Here is a 1,136-nt window from a genome sequence, read left to right as displayed (position 1 = left end):
GGCTCGATCACGTCCGAGCTGGGCCGTCAGCGCGACGAGATCGAGCTGATCGCATCCGAGAACATCGTCTCTGCCGCCGTGATGGAAGCGCAGGGCTCGGTGATGACCAACAAATACGCCGAAGGTTATCCCGGTCGGCGCTATTATGGAGGTTGCCAGTTTGTCGATATTGCCGAGAACCTGGCCATCGACCGGGCCAAAGAACTGTTTGGCTGCGGCTTTGCGAACGTGCAGCCGAACTCGGGCTCTCAGGCCAACCAGGGTGTGTTCCAGGCGCTGATCCAGCCCGGTGACACCATTCTGGGCATGAGCCTGGATGCCGGTGGTCACCTGACCCACGGCGCGCGCCCGAACCAGTCGGGCAAGTGGTTCAACGCGGTGCAATACGGCGTCCGCAAGGAAGACAACATGCTGGACTATGATCAGGTCGAGGCGCTGGCGAAAGAGCACCAGCCCAAGCTGATCATCGCCGGCGGCTCGGCCATCCCGCGCCAGATCGACTTTGCCCGCATGCGCCAGATCGCCGACATGGTGGGTGCCTATCTGCACGTGGACATGGCACACTTCGCCGGTCTGGTGGCGGCGGGTGAGCATCCCAGCCCCTTCCCACATGCACATGTGGCGACCACGACCACGCACAAGACCCTGCGTGGGCCGCGTGGGGGTATGATCCTGACCAATGATGAAGATATCGCTAAGAAAGTGAATTCGGCGATCTTCCCCGGCATTCAGGGCGGCCCGCTGATGCATGTGATCGCCGGTAAGGCCGTGGCCTTTGGCGAAGCCCTGCGGCCCGAGTTCAAAACCTATATCAGCCAAGTCATTACCAACGCGCAAGCGCTGTCGGACCAGCTGATCAAGGGCGGTCTGGACACGGTGACCCACGGCACCGACACCCATGTGGTGCTGGTCGACCTGCGCCCCAAGGGCGTGAAGGGCAATGCAACCGAGAAGGCTCTGGGCCGGGCGCATATCACCTGCAACAAGAACGGCGTACCGTTTGACCCCGAAAAGCCGACCGTTACCTCGGGTATCCGTCTGGGTTCGCCCGCAGGCACCACCCGCGGCTTTGGCGAGGTCGAGTTCCGCCAGATCGCCGATTGGATCATCGAAGTGGTCGACGGCCTGGCTGCCAA

At 62.3% G+C, this 1,136-nt stretch carries 1 protein-coding gene; it reads left to right on the top strand.

What is annotated here, in order from left to right; genetic code table 11:
* Positions 1-1,136, top strand: a 1,136-nt coding sequence (gene glyA / locus GOV90_RS21040) for a serine hydroxymethyltransferase (protein ID WP_171096795.1), incomplete at both ends; no start/stop codon positions are given.

The sequence above is a fragment of the Ruegeria sp. HKCCA5929 genome (assembly GCF_013034525.1).
Lineage (GTDB): Bacteria > Pseudomonadota > Alphaproteobacteria > Rhodobacterales > Rhodobacteraceae > Ruegeria.
The sequence above is the reverse complement of the archived record's forward strand: the minus strand, read 5'-3'. Positions and strand labels throughout refer to the sequence as shown.